Origin of the sequence: Sulfurimonas sp. ST-25 (assembly GCF_048079205.1) — a bacterium.
GTDB lineage: Bacteria > Campylobacterota > Campylobacteria > Campylobacterales > Sulfurimonadaceae > Thiomicrolovo > Thiomicrolovo sulfuroxydans.
In genome coordinates this window covers 1,591,828-1,611,704 of record NZ_CP182225.1, presented here as the reverse complement: position 1 = coordinate 1,611,704, position 19,877 = coordinate 1,591,828, and the positions used below count along the sequence as shown (strand labels likewise).

Genomic DNA, 19,877 nt, shown 5'->3' with positions numbered 1-19,877 from the left:
ACTGCAACGGGAGCGGGTAAGCTGCGAAAACCCTGCGGTGTCTCTCCCTCTTTTCAACCCGTTCCCCATGCCCCAGTGAAAGGGAACACGCCTATGCACCCGGATAAAGTGAAGCGCGAAACGACGAAAACGTTGACGGATCTGCCGAACATCGGATCTTCGCTGGCCGGCGATCTTCGCCGGATCGGGATCAACCGTCCCGAACAGCTTATCGGGCAGGACCCGGTTGAACTCTACGGCATACTCTGCGAGCTGACGGGTTCGGAACAAGACCCCTGTGTCCTAGATGTTTTTATGTCGATTACGGATTTTATGAACGGGGGAGAGGCAAAAGTGTGGTGGGCCTATACGCCGCTGCGCAAAGCGATGCAGAAGCGCGACTGATCACTCTTCGCCGAAGATCCCGTAGGGGTCGGCGTTGACCAGGGAAGCGGGGTCAATCTTGATTTCATCGACAATAAGCGTCTCGCGCTGGTGCGGAGGAAGACGGAGCAGCAGACGCTCTTTGGCCTGCGTCTCGTCCGCCGCCTCGACGGGGTAGGTGCGCTTTTTCGTCCCGTCGACGCGGACGTTTATCAGGTAGCGCATTTCTCAGCCCGCTTCGCTTTTGTAGCCGTAGGTTGAGGAGATGGAGCGCAGGCGCTCCGCCGCTTTGGTGAAAGCGTCGATGACGTAGTCAATCTCCTCTTCGGTCGTGAAGCGTGAAAGGCTGAGGCGGATGGCGGTATGCGCCAGTTCCGGGTCTTCGCCAATGGCGCTCATGATCGGGTTGGCTTCGAGGGACTCGGAGGCACATGCAGAACCGGTAGACGCGGCGATGCCGGCACGGTTGAGGTCCCAGAGCATCGCTTCACCTTCGATCCCGCGCAGGGAGATAAGCACGGTATTCGGTGTGCGGTTGTCGCGCGGCCCTACGATGATGGTGTCGGGGATTTTTGCCAGGGCGTCTTCGAGTTTGTCGCGGAGACGGCGGACTTCCGTATTCATCTTATCAACGTGGCCCGCGGCCTGTTCCATCGCCAGACCCATCCCGACGATATAGGCGACGTTGAGCGTACCGGCGCGTTTACCGCCCATCTGCTCACCGCCGTGCAGCAGGTTGGGAAGCTGCTTGCCTTTTTTGACGTAGAGTCCGCCGACCCCTTTGGGACCGTGGAACTTGTGCGCGGAGAAGGTGAGGTAGTCGACGTTGACCTTTGTAAGGTCGACCGGCAGTTTGCCGATAGCCTGGACGGCATCGCTGTGGAAGAGGATGTCGTTCTCTTTGGCGAAGGCGCTGACCTCTTCGACCGGGAAGATCATTCCCGTTTCGTTGTTGGCCCACATCATGGAGATAAGGACGGTTTTGTCGGTGACGGCCGCTTTGATCGCTTCGGCGCTGACACCGCCGTTTTCGTCCACGTCGACGTAGGTGACATCGACACCGTAGTCGCTCAGGAAGTGGAGGGTGTCGAGGATACAGGGGTGCTCGACGGAGGTTGTGACGATATGGTTCTTCTCCGGGTTTTTCAGGATATGTTTGAAATAAACCCCTTTGAGTACGGTGTTGTTGCTCTCTGTCGCACAGGAGGTGATGAGAATGTCATCTTCGTCCGGCACATTCAGGGCGTCGTACATTTTCCCCATCGCTTTGTTCAGGTGGGGGCGGACTTCCATCCCGTACTGGTGCAGGGAGTTCGGGTTTCCGAAGAGGTCCTCGAAAAAGGGCTGCATTTTGACTTTGACCAGGGGGTCGATCTTGGTAGTGGCATTGTTGTCGAGATAAACGCGCATTGAATGTTCCTCGTAATTTTGGGTGTTAATACCCGGTAGAATGCAAAATCCGTTCGAGAAGAGGGTTCAAAAGCGTTCGCTACGCAAAAAGGGGGATTTTTTTCGTGTCAACGGGTCGATAGGCCGGCGTAGTTGCGGTCCGTCCCCCGACTCTGCTATAATAGATATATTATGAGAACAAAAAATAATCTTTTTATTATTTTAAGTGAAATCATGATGATTGGTATTGTAACGGCCATCTTCTATAAGGCCGGGACACTCCACGTGCGGATGGAACAGGAGATTCTTGATGCCAAACAGATGTTGGTCACCGCCGACGAACTGCGGCAGACCTCCGACGACCTGACGCATTTCGCACGCTCCTATGCCGTGACGAAAGACCCCGAATTCAAACATCGCTACTACACGACCCTGGATATCCGCAACGGCATGGCACCCCGACCCAAAGGGTATGCCAACGTCTATTGGGACCTGGCGAAAGAAGACAGAGAGCGCAAGCATCCGCTGGGTGAGAAAAAATCCATGGATGCCATCATCGCGGAGCTGCCTTTCACCCCGGAAGAAACCGCCAAACTGACAACGGCGGAAGCCAACTCAAATGCGCTGGTCAGCCTGGAGGTCGAGGCGATCAACGCGCTGGAAGGGCGTTTCAAGGATAGCGAGGGGATGTACACCGTCCGGGCGAAACCTGACCAGCAGCGAGCTATTGCGCTGTTACACTCCAAGGCCTATTATGAGGCCAAACAGAAGATCATGAACCCCATCGACGACTTTCTAAGCCTGCTCAACGACAGGATCGAGGGGATTTTCAACGCCCTGAACGCCAAACTCGCCTTTTTTGAATATGTGATGTTCGGGGTCATTGTCGGATACATCTTTATCAACCTTTTTATCTACCGCTATCTCGTCAAACGCAATACGCTTGACCGGCAAAAACTCGAGTACCTTGTGGAGCAGCGTACCCAGAACCTTGAAGCCTCCCAGAGCAAACTGCAGGAGGCGCAGAGCCTGGCGCACTTCGGCAGCTGGGAACTCAACCTTGCCACGAACGCTCTGACGTGGTCGGATGAAGTGTACCGGATTTTTGAAATCGATCGGGACGATTACGACGTCTCCTATGAGCTGTTCGCACACTTTATCCACCCCGACGACAGGTCGTTGGTCGACCGGACCTACCAGGAGTCGGTCAGCCATCATGCGCCCTACAGAATCGAACACCGTCTGCTGCTGCGCGACGGCAGGGTCAAATATGTCCTCGAAAGCGGCGAAACCTTTTATGATGCAAAGGGCACGCCGGTCCGTTCCATCGGGACGATCTATGACATTACGGACCGCAAACAGTATGAGCAGACCCTGAAAGACCGAGAGGCGCTGTTGAGTGCGGTCGTGGAACAGAGCATGGACGGGATCGGTCTGGTGGACAGGAGTGGGCACTTCGTTATGGTCAATAACGCCTATACGGAACTCGTCGGGTACACGAAAAGCGAATTGAGCCGGATGCATGTGTTCGACCTGCTGCCCCCTGGCCAGGAACCGGAGATGTTCCCCGGGATCATCAGGACACGCCAACCGTCCCGGCGGGAGAAAAAGCTGCGGCGCAAAGACGGCAGTGTTTTTTTGGCAGAGATCTCCGCCACTCCCATCATGATCGGTGAGGAGGAGCGGGTGCTTGGGATCGTCCGCGACGTCACGGAATACCGGCGGATGGAACGGGCGCTGGAGTATTCGGCGCGGCACGATGCCCTGACCGGGCTGTACAACCGCCACGTTCTGGAAAAACAGCTGAATGCCGAGGTCGGCAGGGCGGAACGCTACAACCACCCGCTCTCACTCTTTATGCTCGATATCGACCATTTCAAGAAGATCAACGATACCTTCGGTCATCAGATCGGGGATATGGCGCTGCGTAAGGTGGCGGACATTTTGAAAAAAACGATGCGCAAAACCGACATGACTGCCCGCTACGGCGGCGAAGAGTTCGTGATCATTCTGCCCGAATCTTCGTATGATGAGGCGATGGAACTGGCAAAGCGTCTTTGTGGCGAGATCGCAGGGGAACCCTATATGACGGGGGGTGAAGGGGAGTTTTTCCTGACAGTGAGTATCGGGGTCGCCAGCCTCACGAAAAGCACCGGTAGTCCGGTCAAACTGCTCGAAGCGGCCGATGCGGCCATGTATGCCGCAAAGCGCTCCGGCCGCAACCGGGTCGTCTCCGCTTAGGCTCTTTTCTCTTTTATGAAGGTGCCCATCGGTTCGACCGCCGGATTGTTGTGGAGGGGTTACCTGGCGCTGAGATGCGCAAAAAGCTTACGGTCCTCCATGATGCGCCCGGCACCCAGGGCGATCTCCAGGAGGGGATCACGGCCGAGGACGGTTTTGAGCCCAAGCGCATTTTCGAGGTGACCGCTCAGACCGCCAAGCAGTGCACTGCCTCCGGTCAGGTAGAGGCCGTTATCGCGGAGACGTGGGGCGAAATCCGGGGGGAGGGTACGCATGAACGTTTTTACGAAGCGGCCAAGACGGAGGATACTGGGTTTCAATGCCTCCCGTACTTCGCACTTCGGGATCTGCAGGACATGGGGCAGGGCATTGTCGCGGCTGAGGGCATGGACCTCCGTCGTGTCACCTCTGTCATGACGGGAAAGTTGCAGTTTAAGCAACTCGGCATCGCGCGATGAGATCCTTTCGCGGTGCACGCTGTCGAAATGGTGAATGATGTCTTGCTCAAAGTCCCATCCGGCAGAGCGTACGGAGTGCGATGCGACGATACCGCCGCAGCCGAGCAGGGAGATCTCGGTGACGCCGCTGCCGATATCGAGCAGCAGGGCCCCGTCGGGGGAGTGGAAGTCGATGCCGGCCCCGATGGCCGCCGAATAGGGGTCTTTGATCATCACGACGCTGCCCGCTCCGCTTTGAAGGCCGGCCGATTTGACGGCGTTGCGTTCGTAGCGTGTGAGGTCGAAGGGAACGCTGACGGCGATCGCGGGACCAAAAAGGCTGCGTTTGCGCATCAGCATTTTGATGAGATGCTTCAAAAAGAGCACCGTCGCATCGAGATTGGCGATGGCGCCTTGCGAAAGAGGGCGGATGACGGGGAGGTGCGGCGGTGTCTTGCCCAGCATCTTTTTGGCCTCGTGTCCGATGCAAAGCGTTTTGCCGCTGCTTTTGTTCAATGTGACGCAGGTCGGTTCGTTAAAGATGATGCCGCGCGAGGGTTCATAGACGATGGTATTGTCCGTTCCTAGATCAATGGCATAACGGTTTTTTGAAAACATGCGGTTCCCCTCAATATTTGAAGAGATTCTACATCATACCCGTAAACGTTCGGCTACGTGAATAAGTAAGAAAGGCGTGTTTGGGGATGGAGGATTGTAGGATCTGCTCCCGTAAAGTCATCGGGAGCAGAGAGGGATTACGCCTCGGCGCTCTCGTCCTCTTTTTTGAAGGTGTAGATCGGTTCGGTTGTCGGATCGGCGACGACCGCCTCGGTGATCGTGACACTTTCGAGGTTGTCTCTTGAGGGGCAGCTGTACTGCAGCGGCAGCATCGCCTCTTCGATGATCCCGCGCAGACCGCGGGCACCGACACCCTTGTCGATCGCCTGCTGGGCGATCGCTTCGAGAGCCTTGTCTTCGAACTCGAGGGTGATACCGTCCATCTCGAAGAGCGCCTGGAACTGCTTGATCAGGGCGTTGTCCGGTTCCTGGAGAATCTGGACCATCTGATCCTTGGTCAGTTCGCGCAGCTGCGCGATGACGGGGATACGCCCGATGAACTCGGGGATGATACCGTAGTGGACCAGGGCGCGCTGGTCGACTTTGAAGTCGGCAGCCATCTCGCTCTTCTGAACCTTCGCGAAGCCGACCTTATTGGTACGCTTCGTATGTTTGTCCGGCACGAGGCCGACAAAGGCGCCCCCACAGACGAAGAGAACGTGCGTCGTATCGAAGAGCACCGTCTCCGTCGTGGAGTTTTTGCGGCTTCCCTTGACCGGGACGTAGACTTCGCTGCCTTCCAGAATCTTGAGCAGACCCTGCTGGACACCCTCGCCGGAGACGTCGCGGCCCATCGTGGCACTCTCGCTCTTGCGGGCGATCTTGTCGATCTCGTCGATGTAGATGATCCCGCGCTGGGCGGCTTCGATGTCGTAGTTGGCCGCGGCGAGGAGGCGTGAGAGGATGCTCTCGACGTCTTCGCCGACGTAGCCCGCTTCGGTCAGGGCCGTGGCATCGGCGACGGCGAAGGGGACGTTCATGATCTTCGCCAGGGACTTGGCGAGCAGCGTCTTACCGCTCCCCGTCGGTCCGAGCAGCATAATGTTCGATTTTTCCAGCTCGACATTATTGTAGATCGGGTTTTCGATCCGCTTGTAGTGGTTGTACAGCGCGACGGCGAGAACTTTTTTCGCGTCCTCCTGACCGATAATGTACTTGTCGAGGAAATCGACGATCTTCGCGGGCTTCGGCAGCTCCTGGTGCAGTTTCTCCTGCTGTTCGTAGCGGACTTCCTTTTGCAGGATGTTCGAACAGGTCGTGACACACTCGTTACAGATATTGGTGTTCTCCGAAGAGAACATTTTTTTCACTTCGCTCTGCTTACGCCCGCAGAACGAACATGTTTTTTCTTCTTTGGTACTCATCAGACTTCCTTTTTCGTAATAGCATTGAGGATCTGGTCCGCCAGACCGAATTTGATAGCATCTTCGGCAATGAAATAGTTGTCACGGTCGCTGGCTTTCTCAATGGTTTTGACTGTCGCGCCGGTGGCTTCGGAGAGGATCTTGTAGAGACGTCTTTTCAGGCTGATAATATGGTTGGCCTGGATCTCGATGTCGCTGGCCTGGCCCTGTGCACCACCGAGGGGCTGGTGGATCATCACTTCGGCGTTGGGGAGTACGTAGCGGTGTCCCGGTTCGCCGCAGGTAAAGAGAACGGCTGCCATGGAAGCGACCATCCCGAGGCCGTAGGTGTAGACCGGTGCGCTGATCAGCTGCATGGTGTCGAGGATGGCGAGGCCCGCCATCACCGAACCGCCCGGAGAACTGATATACATGTGAATCGGCTCTTCGGAATCTTCGGCTTCAAGATAAAGCAGCTGGGAGACGATAATCCCCATCATATGGTCATCGATCGGTTCGGTGATCATGACGACACGGTCGCCCATCAGTTTGGAAAAAAGGTCAAAATAGCGTTCGCCCCGGGGGGTTCTGTCTTTTACGGTTGGTATGTATGGCATAAGTTTCCTTTGTGTGGCTTCGCCGCGTCATCCCGCTAAGCGATCGCTCGAGATTGAGTATCGTTTGCCCCGCATGGGGCAGGTGTATATTGTTTAGATAAAGGCCTCGGTGAAGGCTTCGAGCGTCATCTCGATCACTTCGAGATTGTGTTTCTCGACGAATTTCTTCTCTTTTTTACCGAGCTCCTGGTCGGTGATGAAGTAACCGCCTTCGAGGTCGTGTGTCAGCTCGTTGGCGACCATACGGTCGGTATCGCGGTCGAAATAGGTGCCCATGAAGAGGTACTTTTTCGTCTTGCGGTAGGTTTTGAGGACGGACGGGACGGCATAGCCGCCCATCGCTTCGGTCAGCCAGTCGACATAGTCGGCGTCGGAGATGACGAAGCTCGGGTCCGGCAGCGGGGAACCCATCGGCTTGAAGAGGATCTTCTGGGCGTCGTCGAGGGCCTCTTCGTCGACCTGGAAGTACTTCTTGTTCTCGACATCCCACTCGTAGATCTCGTAGCGGTAGTCGTTGTCAAGGATACGGGACTTCCCGATGATGAACGTGTGCGGTTCGAATGCGAGCATCTCCTGCAGCTTGGCATCGCGGTTGGTGTCGATGATGTAGCGCGGCGACATGTTCAGGATCGCCTTGTGCAGCGGCGTCGGCTCGAACTCCTTGGTGTAGATCCAGTTGGTCATCTGCTGGATGTAGTCGACGCCCCGGCGCTGCTCCAGGTGCATGGCGGCACGGGAGTATTCGAACATCAGGCGCGGGCTCATGGCGCGGCCGTTGTTCATCATCAGGATCATCGAATCCGAGTCAAAAGGCATCTGTTCGCCCTCTTTGGTCGTGATGCCTTTGAAGATTCCCAGTCCGAAATAGGGGACGGTCGTCTGGTTGCGGATCTCTTTCTTGATCGTTTCGATCAGTTCACTGTAGTCTTTGGTCTCTGTTGTGGTCATTGTTTCGCTCATTAGTGGCATCCTTTCCCGGTATAGCATTCTTGCGCAGCGTAGACTTTCCGTACGGCCGTTTCGGCGTTGAACGGATCATGCAGGTTCTTGGCAAATTCATCGTAGTAGAGTGCACCATCCTTGGAGATGATGAACAGGGCCTTGGTCAGCTCCCCATCAAGGGGCTCACCGCTGAGGCGGACACCGTACCAGTCGGCGAACTCTTCGTCGCTGTCAAGCAGGAAGCGGAAGCCTTCGACTTTGGGGTCCTCGTGGGAGGTTGCGGCGACGATCAGCGACGCGGTGACATCGTCGGCTTTCGGAAGGGCCTTGCCGATAGCTTGCAGTTCGGCGATGCAGTTGTCATCTATAAAAGGGACCGTCACGATCAGGTGGGTCTTACCGTCCTGTCCCCCGACACTCTGTGACGTACCGTCCGGGGCTTTGAGCGTGACCTTTTCGGAAGCGTATCCGATGTCAAGCGGCTGCTCTTCAAGACGCATAGTAGACGTGTTCAACTGTATTTGCAAGCGAAGCTCCTATGATGAAATTTTTGATGGCGTTCTCCGTCGTACGGATGACAGAGGGAAACTTGAACAGATGGATGCCGCCGTTGGTCAGTGCCCGTTTGGTGTTGTCGCAGAAACGGTCGGCCAGCAGGTAGCTGCAGCCTGCGAGCACTTCAAGCAGGGCATAGTGTTCGGTGATATGGCGGATGTCTTTTTGGCGCTCTTCATCGCAGGTACACGTGGTCGAAGAGGTGTCAAAGAGGCCGCACGCCGTTTTGCACCAGGGGTTCATCTCGACGCTCAGCAGTGAGATACCGACCCGGCTCTTTTCCATAACGATTTCATAAATACCGAATTTCGGGGCGGTCGAAGGGTTATCGCGATAGAGCTCAAGCTGTTGACTGAACGGGACAGCGATCTTCATGGGTTTTCCTTTACCGTCGCCCGGAAGCAGGCGTACTTGCAGCGTAAATTGCAAGATGCGTTCCAGTCGGGAGTTCCCGGCCCGCCGGGGATTAGACGGAAATGCGCCTTTGTGTATGAGTTGCTATTTAATAATGTTGCAGTGCAATATGGTGGGGAGTGAGGGGACAAAATTGTCGAGATTGTCGGTGGTGGTAGCCCCAACACGCGGAAAAGGGCTGGAATAGGGTTTGCAACATTGGCAGCAGAATATGATTGTAGCTACATGATGCAAGGTCAGGTTCGTCAAACCTATACATCTATAAAAGGAGCTAAAATGAGCTGCGGTTCAAGCCCAACAGAATCAGCATTGCCAGCTGATATTGCAGAAAAGGTCCACGATCACCCATGTTACTCTGAAGGAGCCCACCACCACTACGCACGTATCCACGTTGCGGTTGCACCGGCATGTAATATCCAGTGTAACTACTGTAACCGTAAATACGACTGTTCCAACGAGAGCCGTCCGGGGGTTACAAGCGAACGCCTGACGCCGGAAGAGTCCGTCAAGAAGGTTATGTTCGTCGGCGGTGAAGTTCAGCGTATGAGTGTTCTTGGTATTGCCGGACCGGGAGATGCCCTCGCCAACCCGGAAAAAACATTCAAGACGTTCGAAATGGTCCGCGAAAAAGCGCCTGACCTGAAACTTTGTCTCTCTACGAACGGTCTCGCCCTGCCGGACTACGTTGATGAAATGGTCAAATACGACATCGACCACATTACGGTCACGATCAACTCTGTAGACGAAACAGGTGAGATCGGTTCGAAAATCTATCCGTGGATCTACCACAACAACAAACGTATCTACGGTAAAGAAGCGGCGCGCATCCTGCTCGAGAAACAACTCGAAGGTATGGCGAAGTGTGTTGAGCACGGTATCCTCATCAAAGCGAACTCCGTTCTGATCCCGGGTATCAACGACAAGCACCTGCCGGAAGTTTCCAAGAAACTGAAAGAGATCGGTGTCTTCCTCCACAACATCATGCCGATCATCTCCGAGCCGGAATTCGGTACGAAATTCGCCCTCGACGGTGTTCCGTCTGCGACTGACCAGCAGCAGATGGAAGTGCAAGAAGCGTGCGGTATGGATATGAAACTGATGCAGCACTGCCGCCAGTGCCGCGCCGATGCCGTCGGTCTGATCGGTGAAGACCGCGGTGCGGAATTCACGAAAGAACGCTTCGCTGAAATGAGCTTCGATGCCCTCGAAGCACACTACAACGTTGAAGGACGCAAAGAGGCGCACGCCAAGATCGAAGAGTTCCGCTTCTTCCTTGACAGAGCGAACGAGCGTGTCCGTAAAGAGAAAGCAGACCTCAGTTCTGACGGTCAGACGATCCTCGTTGCCGTTACGACAGCGGGCGAAGGTATGATCAACCAGCACTTCGGTTCTGTTAAAGAGTTCCTTATCTACGAAGCAGGCGACCTCGGTATCCGCTTCATCCACCACCGCAAACTCGACTATGAGTACTGTGCAGGTCCGGATGGCACGAACCCGATCGACGCGATCGTTGAAAAACTCAAAGACTGTAAGCTGATCCTCACGGCGAAGATCGGCGGTTGTCCGCAGGATGACCTCAAAGCAGCCGGCCTCGTCGCCGACATGAGCTACGCTTATCAGCCGATGGAAGCTTCCGTCCTGAAAGCAACGCGTAAATACTTCAATCTCCCCGAGGAGATGGAAGCGAACTAAGCAATCGCTGTCCCCGCTTCGGCGGGAAACAGCAAAAGGCCGCTAAGAAGCAGATAAATGCTTTCGCATTTGCGTCAGATGAGACGAATTGACGAAGGTGAAGGATGGAAATGGCTTTTATCAACGACACGACGTTACGTGACGGTGAGCAGGCGCCCTATGTGGCGTTCAACACCGTTGAAAAGATAGCGATCGCCCGCGCGCTTGATGCGTGCGGCGCCGATGAACTCGAAATCGGCATTCCCGCCATGGGAACGCGCGAACAGGAAGACATCCGCGAGCTTCTCGCCCTGGGGCTGGGGGCGCGGATGATGACCTGGAACCGTGCGACGATGCGCGATCTCGAGGCGTCGCTTGAATGCGGCGTGCCGGCCGTTGACCTCTCCATTCCCGTTTCTGACATTCTGATCGACGTCAAGTTCGGCGGTGACAAGGAACGGATGCTTTCGCAACTCGAGGCAGTCATCTTGGCCGCGAAACGCGAAGGACTCTATGTCTGCATCGGAGCCGAAGACAGCTCCCGTGCCGATCTCTCCTTTATTGCCGAAGTGATGCAACTGGGCCATACGCTCGGTGCTGACCGTTTCCGCTACTGCGATACCGTCGGGATTCTGACACCGACGCGCACCTATGAAGCCATCAAGGCATTGGTTTCCCTCAATCTCCTTCCGATCGAAATGCACACGCACAATGATTTCGGTCTTGCCAATGCCAATGCGCTCAGCGGACTCGATGCCGGTGCACAGAGCGTCAATACAACAGTTATCGGACTGGGCGAACGGGCGGGCAACGCCTCCTTCGAGCAGATCTCGATGGCCCTCAAGCATCTCTACGGCGACGCGCGTCATATCGACGCGATGCAGATGCGTTCGCTCATTGCCATCGTTGCCGAGGCGGCGGGCGTGACCATCGCGCCGAATGCTCCCATTATCGGGGAGCGCCTCTTTGCCCATGAGAGCGGTATTCATGCCGACGGTATGATGAAAAACAGCCGTGCCTACGAACCTTTTGATGCCGAAGAGGTCGGGGGGCTTCGCGCATTCCCGATCGGCAAACATTCGGGAACGGGCACGGTCATGTACCATCTCAAACAGCTCGGTATTACTGCCGAAAAGAGTGCGTTGCACTCATTGCTGCCACGGATCCGCGAAATCGTGACGTCACGAAAGCAGGTCCTTGACGACATGGAGCTCGTATCTCTTTACAGGCAGAGTCAATGTTCATAGGATGGCTCAAATTTGCAGACGTCAGTGAACTGGTCAAGATTGCCGATACGGTAGGCTGGCTCGCTGACGGCTACCATATCAAACTGATGATGATGCACTCTCCGCACCTTTGTTATGGCGCCTATGAAGACGGCAAGCTTGTCGGGGCGATCATGTCCATCGGCTTCTCCGAAACGGCGCAGATGAAATATTTTATGGTGCGTCCGGAATATCAGAAGAAGGGAATAGGCACCCGCCTTTTCAAGACGCTTCTGACGGTACTGGAGAACGATTTCCGCAAAATCTATCTCCATGCCAACCCGGATCTCGTGCCGTTTTTCAAAGCCCACGGCTTTGAATCGAACATGGAAGTGGGCCGTTTCATTAATGTCGGCAAGGTGCCGCCGTTCAACTTTACCAATGCGCACGCGAAGGAACTGGACGGCGGCAACTTCGAGTCCGCCATCTCCGTCATCGACCATGAGACCTTCGGCGAGAACCGTCTGGAGTTCCTCATGGACGAGATGGAACGCACAAGCTCGCTCAAGTTCACGCTGCCCAATGCGTTCCAGCACTCCAGCGTCGTGAACGCACGCCATGTCTATCTGGGCCCCTGGCAGGTCCGCGAAGGGCATGAGGACGAAGCGGAGAAGATGATGAAAGGGGTCCTCTATTTCCGGGGGCTCAAAAAGGTCTTTGCCGATGTCCCACTCGGGGTGAAGCCGGTCGTGGATCTTTATGAGAAGTACCACTTCAAACAGCAACAGACGTTCGTCCATATGAGCAAGGGCGGCAACTCGGTTAAGTTCGAGAACATTTACGCATTTTCACTTTAAAGGAGCCCGAAATGTGTTTACTGCAGATGAAAGTCGGTGAAATAGCAGCGGTGGACGCTATCAATGTCCACGGTGCACTGCGTGCGCGCCTGCTGGCAATGGGCCTGATGCCGAATGCGCAGATCAGCATTAAGCATTTCGGCTGGTTCAAAAGCACCGTCCAGGTGATGATCAACCGTACCCTGGTCGGCCTCCGCAAAGAGGAAGCAGCCCTCATCGAGGTCCATAAAGTGGCCTGAGGGCCTCTTTGCAAAGACGATTTCGGTCGTGTTTGCAGAGGGGCCTGAACCACCTCGAACAAGGAGATAGAATGTCAGCTGATGCAAAAGAACTGAAAAAAGAGTTGGCCAAGCGCAAACGTCTGGCGGTAGAGATCGCTTCTGAGATCCACGATATCGTCGAAGACACACTCTGGACCGATTACGTCAAAATGCCGGAACTGAGTGAAAAACTTCGCGTTGCCGTCGAAGAAGCCAACACGTTCAAGACTGAAAACGGTCTTTGATCCCTCCCGCCCAGGACTCCCGTCCCGCGGAGGCTAATCATGCGCAGTAAAGAAGAGATCCTGCAGATGGAGATCTGCGAATGCGGCGAAAAAAACGTGGCCGAGGCCATCGACATCTTTCAAAACACCTCCCTTCCCTTTAAAAAAGCAAAAAAACTCGTGACCGAATGCAATAAGAGCTGTTGCCGTGCGGCGCTGGTAAAATTGTACGACATGAACCAGTTCGGTACCTATGATTTTGAAGAGATCGAACACCTGATTGAACAGCGCCTCGAGCGGATACGCCGTCTGGCGGAAGGAGAGTGAGCATGACCGAACCGCAATGGGAGACCCTGCGTGCATGGTTGATGGAGCAGCGGGCCATTTCATCGGAGATCAAAGCGCCCACGGAGGTGAAGCGTCTCGATCTCAGCAGCCGTGCCCTGGCGCAGCTGCCTGAAGCGTTCGGACTGCTCAGCGAACTGGTCGCGCTCAACCTGGGCAACAACAAGCTTTCATCCCTGCCGGAGTCCATGGTGTCGATGACGAAACTGAGCAACGTCGATCTTCGGCGCAACGCCTTCAGTGCCGTACCGGCGCTCCTGGGCATGCTTCCGGTCCGTTCGCTCAATCTCAGCGGGAACCGCATCAGCGACGTTTCCGAACTGACCCGTTTCACGACGCTCCGGGTGCTTGATCTCAGCGGTAACGTTCTTGAAGGCTTTGAGCGCTGTCTGAGTGTTCCCAATGAACTCCGGACCCTCAACCTCGCGACGAACTATATTAAAGATATATCCGCGATGCCGGCCCAGCTCACGTCCGTCGAACGGCTGAACCTGGAAGGCAACCTGATCACGTCCATTCCCCCGGAGGCGGCGTACCTTAGTTCCCTGCTGGAACTGGACCTCTCCGACAACCGTATCGAGACCATCGACAAGGCCTTTTTCACCCTCGGCGTCGAATCGGTCAATCTCGCTTCGAACCGTATTCGTCACATCGCCCTGCACGGGCTGGACGAGCTCGAGGTACTGACCCTCGACGACAACGCGCTCTCAACCCTGGAGATCGCGGATGATTTCGCCCCCTATCTGCGGGCGTTCTCCTGCGACGGCTGCGGGCTGACGGCGTTCCCGATGCTGCCGTCGAGCGTCCTGGGGTCGCTGTGCTACTCCTCCAACGCCATTGCCGAGCTGCCCGAGTCGATCAGCCGCTATGAGGAGCTCTACGAACTCGATATCGACGGTAACGCCATTGTCGACCTTCCCGAAGCGCTGGCAAATATGAAGAACCTGAAATCACTCTATATAGGAGACAATCCTCTGAATGAGCATGCGAAGCTGGTGATTGAAGTGCTCCACCCGGAGATCTGCGACATCAATATGAAAACGGGGATCACCATCGAACCGGCAACGGAGGAGGACCTGCCGCATATGGCCGGACTGCTGGGCGTGCTTTTCGCGATTGAACAGGATTTCGAGATCGACTTCGACAAGCAGCTCTCGGGGATCGCAAAACTCTACGCCCACGAGGGGACCGATCTGCTTGTCGCGCGTCACGAGGGGAAGGTCGTCGGCATGCTGACGATGCAGCGTCTCATCTCCAGCGCCGAGGGGGATTTTGTCGGACAGATCGAAGACCTCGTCGTTCTACAGGAGTACCGTAAGATGGGGGTGGGCAGCCGTCTCATCAACAAAATGCGTTTCATGGCACAGTCCTACGGCTACAAACGCATCCAACTTGCCGCGGATATCGACAATGAAAACGCACTGCACTTTTACACCCGCCGCGGTTTCCGCCGCACCAATCTCACCGTCTTTCATTTTAAAAATAATATTTAAGCTTCAAAGCCCCAATCCAGGGGGCTTTCCGGCACTTTGTCGTATTTGCGACAATTTTTGTCCTCTTTGCGACAATTTTGAAGCCCGGGTGTCGCAGCTGATTTTGAGAATTCCTTTCAGTAGCAAAACCCTTCAAACCCCCTTGTACAGGTACTTTGGAGCGTTTTACGACAAAATGTTGGGAGTGCTGCAAATCCTATTCTTACAATTTTGTGCATTTTTCCTGTTGTTGTCCGACTTTTTTAGAAATGTCAGGAATTGTTACTCAAAAAACCGGGAACGCATCATGCATCAACTACGGCGAAGTACATCTACAAGGAGAAAAAAATGGCTGAACTTCGTCAAATCGCATTCTATGGTAAAGGTGGGATTGGTAAATCTACTACTTCCCAAAATACTCTGGCCTCTATGGCTCACTACTTTGATAAGAACATCATGATCGTTGGTTGTGACCCGAAAGCGGACTCAACTCGTCTGATCCTTCACGAGAAAGCACAGTCTACAATTCTGCAGCTCGCTGCTGAAATGGGTACTGTTGAGGACCTCGAACTCGAAGATGCAATGAAACCGGGTGCAGGTATTTTTGCTCCTGACGCACCGGGCGGTTGGATCAACTGTACAGAGTCTGGCGGACCAGAGCCGGGTGTTGGATGTGCAGGACGCGGTGTTATTACTGCAATTAACTTCCTCGAAGAAGAAGGCGCTTACGAAGAAGAAGGTCTTGACTTCGTTTCTTACGACGTTCTCGGTGACGTTGTTTGTGGTGGTTTCGCTATGCCGATCCGTGAAGGTAAAGCTCAGGAAATCTACATCGTTATGTCTGGTGAGATGATGGCAATGTACGCTGCTAACAACATCTCTAAAGGTATTCTGAAGTATGCAAACACTGGTGGCGTTCGCCTTGCTGGTCTGGTTTGTAACGCTCGTATGACTGACAAAGAGTATGACCTTGCTATCGCACTGTCTAAAGACCTCGGAACTCAGATGATCCACTTCGTACCGCGTAACAACATCGTTCAGCACGCTGAACTTCGCCGTATGACGGTTGTTGAATACAGCCCGAACTCTGACCAAGCTCTTGAGTACAAAGAACTTGCTCGCAAAATCATCGCGAACGACATGAAAATCATCCCGACTCCGCTCGAGATGGACGACCTCGAAGACCTTCTGATGAAATACGGTCTTGAAGAAGAGGCTGACGAAGAAAACGTTGGTAAGGCTGCAGAAGCGTAATCGCCTTTGGCTTTCCTTGGTTGAAAGATGCGTTTTCCCCTTCGGGGGAATAAAAATTCTCATAATGAAAAGAAAAAAACAGACAAAGAAGGAGAATTATTATGTTTATTCTTGGTTTCCACTTCCCAGCAGATATGGGGAATTCAATCCCGGACGAAAAAGTTGTTGAAAAACTGGATAACTCAGGCGTTGATTTCGGCAGCGTCAGCGAAATTAAAATGATGATGGAAAGCCGTGAAGGTCAAAAAGAAGAGCTTTCTTATACGAACAAAGATACGTTCATGTTCAAAGCACTTGTACACTACGCTACAACGGCTGAGTCTGACTACATGATCTATACAAACCGCTATCAGATTGCAGAGCTCTCCAAGCGTCTCGATGCAGGCGATGACGAGACTATGGCCCTTTGTAAGAAATTCGACTCTATGGCTCAGTTCCGTATTACGGCAGCGTAAGCAAACTATTAAATTATAGATTCTTTAAAAGACATAGAGGAGGATATTATGGGTCCAGAATCATTGGAAGCAAAACAAAAAGCAGCGATTGAAGAGGTACTCAAGGCGTACCCGGAGAAAGCTGCAAAAAATCGTGCTAAGCACCTCGGTGTAGGTTCACCGGAGGATGAAAGCCAAAAAACTTGCGGTAACGTTCGTTCGAATAAGAAAACTGTTCCGGGTGTCATGAGCCAGCGTGGTTGTGCTTATGCCGGTTCTAAAGGTGTTGTTTGGGGTCCGGTTAAAGATATGGTTCATATCTCTCACGGTCCGATCGGTTGTGGTCAGTACTCACGTGCCGGCCGTCGTAACTACTACATCGGTACAACCGGTGTCGATACATTCGTTACGATGAACTTCTCTTCCGACTTCCAGGAAAAAGACATCGTCTTCGGCGGTGACAAGAAACTGGCTGTCTGTTTCGAAGAGATCGACGCACTGTTCCCGCTGAACAACGGTATCACTGTCCAGTCTGAGTGTCCGATCGGTCTGATCGGTGACGACATCAACGCGACTTCTAAAGTTTACGCGAAAGCGACTGGTAACACGATCGTTCCGGTTAACTGTGAAGGTTTCCGCGGTGTTTCTCAGTCCCTGGGTCACCACATCGCGAACGACACTGTCCGTGACTACGTTTTCGACGGCAACGTTGAAACACTGGGTGACGCTATCGAGCCGACTGAGTACGACGTTGCGATCATCGGTGACTACAACATCGGTGGTGACGCATGGTCAAGCCGTATCCTTCTCGAAGAGATGGGTCTGCGTGTCACGGCTCAGTGGTCAGGTGATGCGACGCTCAAAGAAATGGCACAGACGCCGAAGGTTAAACTGAACCTCCTGCACTGCTACCGTTCTATGAACTACATCTCCCGTCACATGGAGAAAGAGTTCGGTATTCCTTGGGTTGAATACAACTTCTTCGGACCGACTCAGACGTACAAGTCACTGCGCAAAATCGCTGCATTCTTCGACGAGAAGATCCAAGCGAAATGTGAAGAAGTCATCGCGAAGTATGAGCCGATGATCAACGCTGTTGTTGACAAATACCGCCCGCGCCTCGAAGGCAAGCAGGTAATGCTGTTCGTCGGTGGTCTCCGCCCGCGTCACGTTATCGGCGCTTACGAAGACCTCGGTATGGAAGTTATCGGTACGGGTTACGAATTCGCACACGACGATGACTACAAGCGTACAAAAGACGAGATCATGCGTTCAACTGTCATCTACGATGACGTTAACGAATACGAGCTCGAAGCGTTCGTCAAGAAACTTCAGCCGGACCTCGTTGCTTCTGGTATTAAAGAAAAATACGTCTTCCAGAAAATGGGTCTGCCGTATCGCCAGATGCACTCTTGGGACTACAGCGGTCCGTACCACGGATTCGACGGTTTCGCGATCTTCGCATCCGATATGGACCTCGCGATCAACTCTCCGGTTTGGGGATATAGCAAAGCACCTTGGGAAACGGAAGGAGAAGCGTAATGCAGAACGTAGATAAAATCGACAACGGTAAAAACCTTTTCCAGCATCCTGAGTACCGGGATGTCCTGGCAAACAAAAAACAGTTCGAGGGTGCCTGGGGCGCCATCGACAAAGAAAAAGTCGCTGAAATTGCTGAGTGGACGACTACGTGGGATTACCGCGAAAAGAACCTTGCTCGTGAAGCGATCACTGTCAACCCGGCAAAAGCATGTCAGCCCCTCGGTGCTGTCATGGTTGCTCTCGGTTTCGAGAACTGTATGCCGTACGTTCACGGTTCACACGGTTGTGTTGCTTACTTCCGTTCATACTTTACACGTCACTTCAAAGAGCCGACACCGTGTGTTTCCGACTCTATGACTGAAGACGCGGCGGTATTCGGTGGTTTGGTCAACATGAAAGACGGTCTGAAAAACTGTGCAGCAGTTTACAAGCCGGACATGATCATGGTTTCCACAACTTGTATGGCAGAAGTCATCGGTGACGACCTCTACGCGTTCATTACTGCAGCGAAAGAGGAAGACGGTGGTGTTGACCTTCCGGAATCATTCCCGATCCCGTATGCGCACACTCCGTCTTTCGTCGGTAGCCACATCACCGGTTACGACAACATGATGCACGGTACAATGCAGCAGCTCACTGAAGGGAAGAAAACTGAAGAGGTCAAAGACCGCATCAACATCATCCCGGGCTTCGAAACGTACATCGGTTCTATCCGTGCGGTCAAAACGATCGTTGAGAAGATGGGTGCAGACTACATCATGCTCGGCGACCACTCTGATCAGTGGGATATGCCTGCAGGTGAGTACAACATGTTCGCCGGCGGTACTAAACTGGAAGATGCAGCTGACTGTATCAACTCCAAAGCGACAATCTCTCTGCAGAAATACGCGACTCCGAAAACTATGAAAATGGTTCAGAAGCGCTGGAAATCCAAAGAGAGCACAACATGTAACCCGGTAGGCCTGAAAGGGACTGACGAGTTCATCATGAAGCTTTCCGAGCTGACTGGTAACGAAATCCCGGCAGAACTGAAGATCGAGCGCCAGCGCCTGGTCGACGCAATGCAGGATAGCTACCCGTACATGCACGGTAAGAAATTCGCGATCTGGGGCGACCCTGACTTCCTGATCGGTGTTGTTTCCTTCCTGCTCGAAATGGGTGCGGAACCGACACACGTACTGTGCCACAATGCACCGCGCGGTTGGGAAGATGAGATGCGTGCGCTTCTCGACACTTCACCGGCTAAAGACGATCTGAACGTCTGGGCAGGTAAAGACCTGTGGCACATGCGTTCATTCCTCTTTACTGAGCCTGTCGATTTCATGATCGGTAACTCTTACGGTAAAGAGCTGATGCGTGATACGGGTACTCCGCTCATCTACATGGGCTTCCCGATCTTTGACCGTCACCACCTGCACCGCTACTCACTGAGCGGTTACGAAGGTGCGCTCAACATGCTCACTCAGATTACGAACAAAGTTCTTGATCAGCTCGACGAAGAGACGAAGGGTATCGCTACGACGGACTACTTCTTCGACCTTATCCGCTAAATCTCTTCCCCCGGGGAGAGGGATACCTGTTTTTTTGAGATTGCCGCGGCCCCACGGCCGGTTCGGACCGCTGGGGCGGCACCGGGGCGTCTTCTTCGGACCCCCGACTTTCTCTCTCCTCAATTCATGTTGCTCCCTTCGGGG

21 protein-coding genes are annotated in these 19,877 nt (G+C 54.0%); 13 read left to right on the top strand and 8 right to left on the bottom strand.

The window, feature by feature from the left end:
* Nucleotides 1-93 precede the first annotated feature (93 nt).
* Nucleotides 94-384 (top strand): helix-hairpin-helix domain-containing protein, encoded by a 291-nt coding sequence (locus ACM66T_RS08270; RefSeq protein WP_231018422.1) that lies wholly within the window; start codon nt 94-96, stop codon nt 382-384.
* Here the strand turns inward: ACM66T_RS08270 and ACM66T_RS08265 are convergent, their stop codons facing one another.
* A complete protein-coding gene (locus tag ACM66T_RS08265) occupies nt 385-588 on the bottom strand; it encodes a hypothetical protein (RefSeq protein WP_231018421.1) in 204 nt (67 codons plus the stop codon).
* 3 nt (nt 589-591) lie between these two features.
* Entirely contained in the window at nt 592-1,773 is a 1,182-nt protein-coding gene (locus ACM66T_RS08260; RefSeq protein WP_231018420.1) for a NifS family cysteine desulfurase, read from the bottom strand.
* A gap of 213 nt (nt 1,774-1,986) precedes the next feature.
* Here ACM66T_RS08260 and ACM66T_RS08255 point away from each other — a divergent pair, with 213 nt between their 5' ends.
* On the top strand, nt 1,987-3,993 hold the full coding sequence (locus tag ACM66T_RS08255; protein WP_416768318.1) for a diguanylate cyclase: 2,007 nt from the start codon (nt 1,987-1,989) through the stop codon (nt 3,991-3,993).
* Between the two features lie 59 nt (nt 3,994-4,052).
* Here ACM66T_RS08255 and ACM66T_RS08250 read toward each other — a convergent pair whose 3' ends face one another.
* The 6 genes from ACM66T_RS08250 to ACM66T_RS08225 all read right to left on the bottom strand — a co-directional run bounded on the left by ACM66T_RS08250 (nt 4,053) and on the right by ACM66T_RS08225 (nt 8,880).
* Entirely contained in the window at nt 4,053-5,048 is a 996-nt protein-coding gene (locus ACM66T_RS08250; RefSeq protein WP_231018418.1) for a rod shape-determining protein, read from the bottom strand.
* Nucleotides 5,049-5,185: 137 nt separating this feature from the next.
* Nucleotides 5,186-6,412 carry an ATP-dependent Clp protease ATP-binding subunit ClpX gene (gene clpX, locus ACM66T_RS08245; RefSeq protein WP_231018417.1) on the bottom strand — a complete coding sequence of 409 codons (1,227 nt, stop codon included), beginning with the start codon at nt 6,410-6,412 and terminating at the stop codon, nt 5,186-5,188.
* Nucleotides 6,412-7,008: a ClpP family protease gene (locus tag ACM66T_RS08240; protein WP_231018416.1), complete on the bottom strand. Its 597-nt coding sequence runs from the start codon at nt 7,006-7,008 to the stop codon at nt 6,412-6,414. The genes clpX and ACM66T_RS08240 overlap by 1 nt, the downstream gene beginning before the upstream one ends.
* Before the next feature lie 93 nt (nt 7,009-7,101).
* A complete protein-coding gene (locus tag ACM66T_RS08235; protein WP_231018415.1) occupies nt 7,102-7,968 on the bottom strand; it encodes an SIR2 family protein in 867 nt (288 codons plus the stop codon).
* Nucleotides 7,968-8,450 (bottom strand): redoxin family protein, encoded by a 483-nt coding sequence (locus ACM66T_RS08230; protein ID WP_231018414.1) that lies wholly within the window; start codon nt 8,448-8,450, stop codon nt 7,968-7,970. Before ACM66T_RS08230 ends, ACM66T_RS08235 begins: the two co-directional genes overlap by 1 nt.
* Nucleotides 8,440-8,880, bottom strand: coding sequence for a hypothetical protein (locus ACM66T_RS08225; protein WP_231018413.1), 441 nt, complete (start codon nt 8,878-8,880; stop codon nt 8,440-8,442). Before ACM66T_RS08225 ends, ACM66T_RS08230 begins: the two co-directional genes overlap by 11 nt.
* Before the next feature lie 348 nt (nt 8,881-9,228).
* Between ACM66T_RS08225 and nifB the strand changes: the two genes are divergently transcribed.
* The 11 genes from nifB (at nt 9,229) to nifK (ending at nt 19,733) form a co-directional block, all read left to right on the top strand.
* Nucleotides 9,229-10,611: a nitrogenase cofactor biosynthesis protein NifB gene (gene nifB, locus ACM66T_RS08220; RefSeq protein ID WP_231018412.1), complete on the top strand. Its 1,383-nt coding sequence runs from the start codon at nt 9,229-9,231 to the stop codon at nt 10,609-10,611.
* Between the two features lie 110 nt (nt 10,612-10,721).
* The gene (gene nifV, locus ACM66T_RS08215; RefSeq protein WP_231018411.1) at nt 10,722-11,837 is read left to right on the top strand and encodes a homocitrate synthase; all 1,116 of its coding nucleotides are present in this window, start codon (nt 10,722-10,724) and stop codon (nt 11,835-11,837) included.
* Nucleotides 11,828-12,652: a GNAT family N-acetyltransferase gene (locus ACM66T_RS08210; protein WP_231018410.1), complete on the top strand. Its 825-nt coding sequence runs from the start codon at nt 11,828-11,830 to the stop codon at nt 12,650-12,652. Before nifV ends, ACM66T_RS08210 begins: the two co-directional genes overlap by 10 nt.
* A gap of 11 nt (nt 12,653-12,663) precedes the next feature.
* Complete coding sequence (locus ACM66T_RS08205) at nt 12,664-12,891, top strand: FeoA family protein (RefSeq protein WP_231018409.1); 228 nt, start codon at nt 12,664-12,666, stop codon at nt 12,889-12,891.
* A 71-nt stretch (nt 12,892-12,962) separates the two neighbouring features.
* Complete coding sequence (locus ACM66T_RS08200; protein ID WP_231018408.1) at nt 12,963-13,157, top strand: CCE_0567 family metalloprotein; 195 nt, start codon at nt 12,963-12,965, stop codon at nt 13,155-13,157.
* Nucleotides 13,158-13,196: 39 nt separating this feature from the next.
* Complete coding sequence (locus ACM66T_RS08195) at nt 13,197-13,463, top strand: hypothetical protein (protein ID WP_231018407.1); 267 nt, start codon at nt 13,197-13,199, stop codon at nt 13,461-13,463.
* Nucleotides 13,464-13,465: 2 nt separating this feature from the next.
* Nucleotides 13,466-14,974: a GNAT family N-acetyltransferase gene (locus ACM66T_RS08190; RefSeq protein WP_231018406.1), complete on the top strand. Its 1,509-nt coding sequence runs from the start codon at nt 13,466-13,468 to the stop codon at nt 14,972-14,974.
* A 327-nt stretch (nt 14,975-15,301) separates the two neighbouring features.
* Nucleotides 15,302-16,207 carry a nitrogenase iron protein gene (gene nifH, locus ACM66T_RS08185; protein ID WP_231018405.1) on the top strand — a complete coding sequence of 302 codons (906 nt, stop codon included), beginning with the start codon at nt 15,302-15,304 and terminating at the stop codon, nt 16,205-16,207.
* Nucleotides 16,208-16,308: 101 nt separating this feature from the next.
* Nucleotides 16,309-16,662, top strand: a complete 354-nt coding sequence (locus ACM66T_RS08180; protein ID WP_231018404.1) for a hypothetical protein — start codon at nt 16,309-16,311, stop codon at nt 16,660-16,662.
* A gap of 48 nt (nt 16,663-16,710) precedes the next feature.
* A complete protein-coding gene (gene nifD / locus ACM66T_RS08175; protein WP_416768312.1) occupies nt 16,711-18,183 on the top strand; it encodes a nitrogenase molybdenum-iron protein alpha chain in 1,473 nt (490 codons plus the stop codon).
* On the top strand, nt 18,183-19,733 hold the full coding sequence (nifK, locus tag ACM66T_RS08170; protein WP_231018402.1) for a nitrogenase molybdenum-iron protein subunit beta: 1,551 nt from the start codon (nt 18,183-18,185) through the stop codon (nt 19,731-19,733). The genes nifD and nifK overlap by 1 nt, the downstream gene beginning before the upstream one ends.
* Nucleotides 19,734-19,877 lie beyond the last annotated feature (144 nt).

Coding starts and splice junctions, on each gene's coding strand:
- ACM66T_RS08270 (WP_231018422.1), top strand. CDS start 94: ATGCACCCGGATAAAGTGAAGCGCGAAACGACGAAAACGTTGACGGAT.
- ACM66T_RS08265 (WP_231018421.1), bottom strand. CDS start 588: ATGCGCTACCTGATAAACGTCCGCGTCGACGGGACGAAAAAGCGCACC.
- ACM66T_RS08260 (WP_231018420.1), bottom strand. CDS start 1,773: ATGCGCGTTTATCTCGACAACAATGCCACTACCAAGATCGACCCCCTG.
- ACM66T_RS08255 (WP_416768318.1), top strand. CDS start 1,987: ATGATGATTGGTATTGTAACGGCCATCTTCTATAAGGCCGGGACACTC.
- ACM66T_RS08250 (WP_231018418.1), bottom strand. CDS start 5,048: ATGTTTTCAAAAAACCGTTATGCCATTGATCTAGGAACGGACAATACC.
- clpX (WP_231018417.1), bottom strand. CDS start 6,412: ATGAGTACCAAAGAAGAAAAAACATGTTCGTTCTGCGGGCGTAAGCAG.
- ACM66T_RS08240 (WP_231018416.1), bottom strand. CDS start 7,008: ATGCCATACATACCAACCGTAAAAGACAGAACCCCCCGGGGCGAACGC.
- ACM66T_RS08235 (WP_231018415.1), bottom strand. CDS start 7,968: ATGAGCGAAACAATGACCACAACAGAGACCAAAGACTACAGTGAACTG.
- ACM66T_RS08230 (WP_231018414.1), bottom strand. CDS start 8,450: ATGCGTCTTGAAGAGCAGCCGCTTGACATCGGATACGCTTCCGAAAAG.
- ACM66T_RS08225 (WP_231018413.1), bottom strand. CDS start 8,880: ATGAAGATCGCTGTCCCGTTCAGTCAACAGCTTGAGCTCTATCGCGAT.
- nifV (WP_231018411.1), top strand. CDS start 10,722: ATGGCTTTTATCAACGACACGACGTTACGTGACGGTGAGCAGGCGCCC.
- ACM66T_RS08210 (WP_231018410.1), top strand. CDS start 11,828: ATGTTCATAGGATGGCTCAAATTTGCAGACGTCAGTGAACTGGTCAAG.
- ACM66T_RS08205 (WP_231018409.1), top strand. CDS start 12,664: ATGTGTTTACTGCAGATGAAAGTCGGTGAAATAGCAGCGGTGGACGCT.
- ACM66T_RS08200 (WP_231018408.1), top strand. CDS start 12,963: ATGTCAGCTGATGCAAAAGAACTGAAAAAAGAGTTGGCCAAGCGCAAA.
- ACM66T_RS08195 (WP_231018407.1), top strand. CDS start 13,197: ATGCGCAGTAAAGAAGAGATCCTGCAGATGGAGATCTGCGAATGCGGC.
- ACM66T_RS08190 (WP_231018406.1), top strand. CDS start 13,466: ATGACCGAACCGCAATGGGAGACCCTGCGTGCATGGTTGATGGAGCAG.
- nifH (WP_231018405.1), top strand. CDS start 15,302: ATGGCTGAACTTCGTCAAATCGCATTCTATGGTAAAGGTGGGATTGGT.
- ACM66T_RS08180 (WP_231018404.1), top strand. CDS start 16,309: ATGTTTATTCTTGGTTTCCACTTCCCAGCAGATATGGGGAATTCAATC.
- nifD (WP_416768312.1), top strand. CDS start 16,711: ATGGGTCCAGAATCATTGGAAGCAAAACAAAAAGCAGCGATTGAAGAG.
- nifK (WP_231018402.1), top strand. CDS start 18,183: ATGCAGAACGTAGATAAAATCGACAACGGTAAAAACCTTTTCCAGCAT.